Here is a 3636-nt window from a genome sequence, read left to right as displayed (position 1 = left end):
CGAGCTGGCGCAGGAAGGCCAGGAACTCCTGCCGGCGGTGCTTGGGCTTGACCGCGCCGGTGACGTGGCCGGTCGCGATCTCCAACGCCGCGAACAGCGTCGTCGTGCCATGCCGTTTGTAGTCGTGGGTGCGCTTCTCCGCGTCGCCTGGCCGCAAGGGCAGCATCGGCGCGGTCCGGTCCAGCGCCTGAATCTGGCTCTTCTCGTCCACGCAGAGCACGATCGCGTTCTCCGGTGGCGCGAGATACAGGCCGACGACGTCGGTGACCTTCCCGACCAGCTCGGGATCGGTAGAGAACTTGAACGTCTCAGACCGCCAGGGCTGGACCCCGTACCTGCGCCACGCCCGCGCGACGGTCGCGTTCCCGATCTTGAGATGATCCGCCAGCAACCGGGGCGACCAATGCGTCACACCGAACTTCTTCGGCGGCGCCTGAAGCGTCGCCGTGATGATCCGTTCGTCATCGACCTGCTTCGGCCGACCCGCACGCGGCGCGTCGGCAAGCCCGCCAAGACCTGCCTCGGCATACCTGTTCCGCCACTTCCACACCGAGGTCGTCGTCGTCCCGACCTCGACCGCGATGCGCGCGTTGGCGAACCCCTCCGACGCGAGCAGCACGATCCGAGCCCGTTGCGCGAGCCCCGCACGGATCGCCGTCGACCGCGTCCACGACGCCAACTCATCCCGATCACCATCACGAAGAACCAACGCCGGAGCCGGAGAATTCGCCATAGCCAATTCTCCCAAACCACCAACCATTTAGGAACTAACGACACGCAACACTAGACGAGAAAGCCGCGCAGCAGGGCCTCGGTGCCGGCGAGGTGGTCACGCATGGCCACCTCGGCGGCATCCGGCCGGCCGTCCAGAATCGCCGAGACGATCCGCTCGTGCTGTTCCCCCGAGTGCTGAATGTTGCGCGGCAGTAGCGGAAAGGTATCGAGCCAGAGATTCACCGACGCCCGGTTCTCGGCGACCAGAGCCACGAGCGAGGGGATGCCGGCGGCCTCGGCGATCGCGAGATGCAGCAGCGTGTCCAGGCGTCGGTACTCCTCAGGTCCTGCCGGCAACGCCGCCTCATGCCTTGCCCGCAGGTCCGCCCGAACGCCGTCGTCGAGCGCCCGCCCTGCAGCGGCCCGCGCGGCCCCCGTCTCGAGGATGCGGCGAAGGCCCAGGAGGTCGTCGATCTCAGCGGGGGTCACCGCCTCGGCATCCGCCGGGTGAGGCAGCGGGTCGGCGACGAAGGTGCCCCCGTACCTCCCCCGCTTGGGCACCAGGTAGCCCGCGTCGGCGAGTTCCCTGATCGCATCGCGCACGGTGTCCCGGCTGATGCCGAAGGAGGCCGCGAGCTCCCGCTCCGCAGGGAGCGACTCCCCCGGGGCGACGACGCCGAGTCGGATGGTCTGCACGAGCCGGGAGACCGCGTCCTCCAGGGCGTTCCCTCGCCTGAGCGGTCGGTACACCGCCCTGCGGACCTCGGCGAGATCGCCGTCGGGGACGTGGTCGCTCATGATCTCACCCTGTCACAGCACGGGCGCAGCTCACAGCGGAGTGACGTAGGCGTTCGTGATGCCCCCGTCGACGACGAAGGCGCTCGCAGTGATGAACGACGAGTCGTCGGAGGCGAGGAACGCCACAGCCGCTGCGAGCTCCTCGGGTTCGGCGAAACGTCCCATCGGCACGTGCACCAGACGTCGCTGAGCACGCTCCGGGTCTTTCGCGAAGAGCTCCTGCAGGAGCGGCGTGTTCACAGGCCCAGGGCACAGCGCGTTCACGCGCACACCCTGCCTGGCGAACTGCACCCCCAGCTCACGCGACATCGCGAGCACGCCGCCCTTTGATGCTGTGTAACTGATCTGCGAGGTCGCCGACCCGAGCAACGCAACGAACGATGCTGTGTTGATGATCGATCCGCGCCCCGCAGGCACCATGTGGCGCAGTGCCGCTCGGCTGCACAGGTACACGCTCTTGAGGTTCACGTCCTGCACCCGCTCCCAGGCCGGAAGCTCCGTCGTCTCGATCGAGTCGTCGTCGGCTGGTGAGATGCCCGCGTTGTTGAAAGCGATGTCAATGCGGCCGAACTCCGCAGCCACCCCGTCGAACAGCGCATCGACCTTCTCCTGGTCTGCGACGTCGACAGCACGAAACGCCCCACCGACCTCGGCTGCGGCTTTCTCCCCGGAGGCGGGATCGACATCGGCGATGACGACGAACGCGCCCTCTGCGGCGAAGCGACGAGCGGTGGCGAACCCGATGCCGCTCGCTCCCCCGGTGATGATGGCGACGCGATCCTTGAGGCGCTGGGTCAGGTCGATGGTCATGATTGTCTCCGTTGCTGTGCGGTCGTGGTTCAGGGGGTCGTTGTTCAGGATTCGTCCGTGGCGAAGAAGACATTCTTCGTCTCGGTGAAGTGCTCAGCAGCATCCGGCCCGAGCTCGCGGCCGAGACCCGAGGCTTTCATGCCGCCGAAGGGTGTGGCGTAGCGAACGGACGAGTGCGAGTTCACCGACAGCACGCCGCTGTGCACGCCGCGCGCGACCCGCACTGCGCGACCGAGGTTCTGGGTCCACACGGAGCCTGCCAGCCCGTAGATCGTGTCGTTGGCGAGCCGGATCGCGTCGGCCTCATCGTCGAAGGGGAGCACGGCGACAACGGGGCCGAAGACCTCCTGCTGGGCGAGGCGGTCACCGGGCGAGGCGAGCACGACGGCCGGCGCGAACCAGAACCCGTCGCCCTGCGGTGCGCTGCCGCGGAAGGCGATATCTGCGCCATCCAAGAACGACGCCACCGTGTCGCGGTGACCCGCGGAAATCAGCGGGCCCATGTCGGTGTCGGTGCTCGTGGGGTCGCCCACCCGCCACGCGGATACTGCGGGCTCGAGCAGTTCGAGGAACCGGTCGTACACCGAGCGCTGCACGAGCAGACGGCTACGAGCACAGCAGTCCTGCCCCGCGTTGTCGAACACGGACCCGGGGACCGCTGCTGCCGCCCGCTCGAGATCCGCATCGGCGAAGACGATGTTCGCGCTCTTGCCGCCGAGCTCCAGCGTCACCGGTTTCAGCGCCCTCGCGCATCCTGCGGCGACGTCGATGCCCACCTCGGTCGAACCGGTGAAGACGACCTTGCGCACGTCGGGATGCTCGATGAACCGCTGCCCGACGACCGATCCCGAGCCGGTCACGACGTTCAGCAGCCCCTCTGGCAGCCCCGACTCGAGCGCGAGCTCGGCGAGGCGGATCGCTGTCAGGGGCGTCAGCTCTGCGGGTTTGAGCACAACGGCGTTGCCTGCGGCGAGCGCTGGCGCGAAAGCCCAGGCGGCGATCGTCATCGGGAAGTTCCACGGCACGATCACGCCGACAACGCCGTAGGGGTCGTGGAAGGTGACGTCGAGTCCTCCTGCGACTGGGATCTGCCGGCCGGAGAGGCGTTCAGGGTCGGCGGAATAGTAGTTGAGCACCTGCGCGACGTGCGCCGCCTCCCACCGCGCCGAGGCGATCGGGTGGCCGGAGTTGTGCACCTCGAGCTGCGCGAGCTCTTCCACGGCCTGCTCCACCGACCTGGCGAAGGAGCGCAGCGCATCCGCCCGCGCGACCGGCGCGAGCGCGGCCCAGCGGCGCTGCGCCGCCACGGCGCGG

General features: G+C 68.5%; 4 protein-coding genes. All 4 read right to left on the bottom strand.

Translation table 11 applies throughout. The features are described 5' to 3' along the window. Nucleotides 1-733: IS630 family transposase (locus tag QM568_RS04925; RefSeq protein WP_415136418.1), on the bottom strand; the 733-nt coding region annotated here is incomplete at its 3' end. A 50-nt stretch (nucleotides 734-783) separates the two neighbouring features. Further along, complete coding sequence (locus QM568_RS04920) at nucleotides 784-1512, bottom strand: FadR/GntR family transcriptional regulator (RefSeq protein ID WP_415136416.1); 729 nt, start codon at nucleotides 1510-1512, stop codon at nucleotides 784-786. Nucleotides 1513-1542: 30 nt separating this feature from the next. Continuing rightward, nucleotides 1543-2322 (bottom strand): 3-oxoacyl-ACP reductase, encoded by a 780-nt coding sequence (locus QM568_RS04915; protein ID WP_415136414.1) that lies wholly within the window; start codon nucleotides 2320-2322, stop codon nucleotides 1543-1545. A gap of 44 nt (nucleotides 2323-2366) precedes the next feature. Then, nucleotides 2367-3636 (bottom strand): aldehyde dehydrogenase family protein (locus QM568_RS04910; protein ID WP_415136412.1); only part of this gene is annotated, 1270 nt, incomplete at its 5' end.

Source organism: Microbacterium sp. (genome assembly GCF_047607465.1).
GTDB lineage: Bacteria > Actinomycetota > Actinomycetes > Actinomycetales > Microbacteriaceae > Microbacterium.
Note: the sequence above shows the minus strand (reverse complement) of the source record. Positions and strands in the feature narration are given on the sequence as shown.

Coding starts and splice junctions, on each gene's coding strand:
- QM568_RS04915 (WP_415136414.1), bottom strand. CDS start 2,322: ATGACCATCGACCTGACCCAGCGCCTCAAGGATCGCGTCGCCATCATC.
- QM568_RS04920 (WP_415136416.1), bottom strand. CDS start 1,512: ATGAGCGACCACGTCCCCGACGGCGATCTCGCCGAGGTCCGCAGGGCG.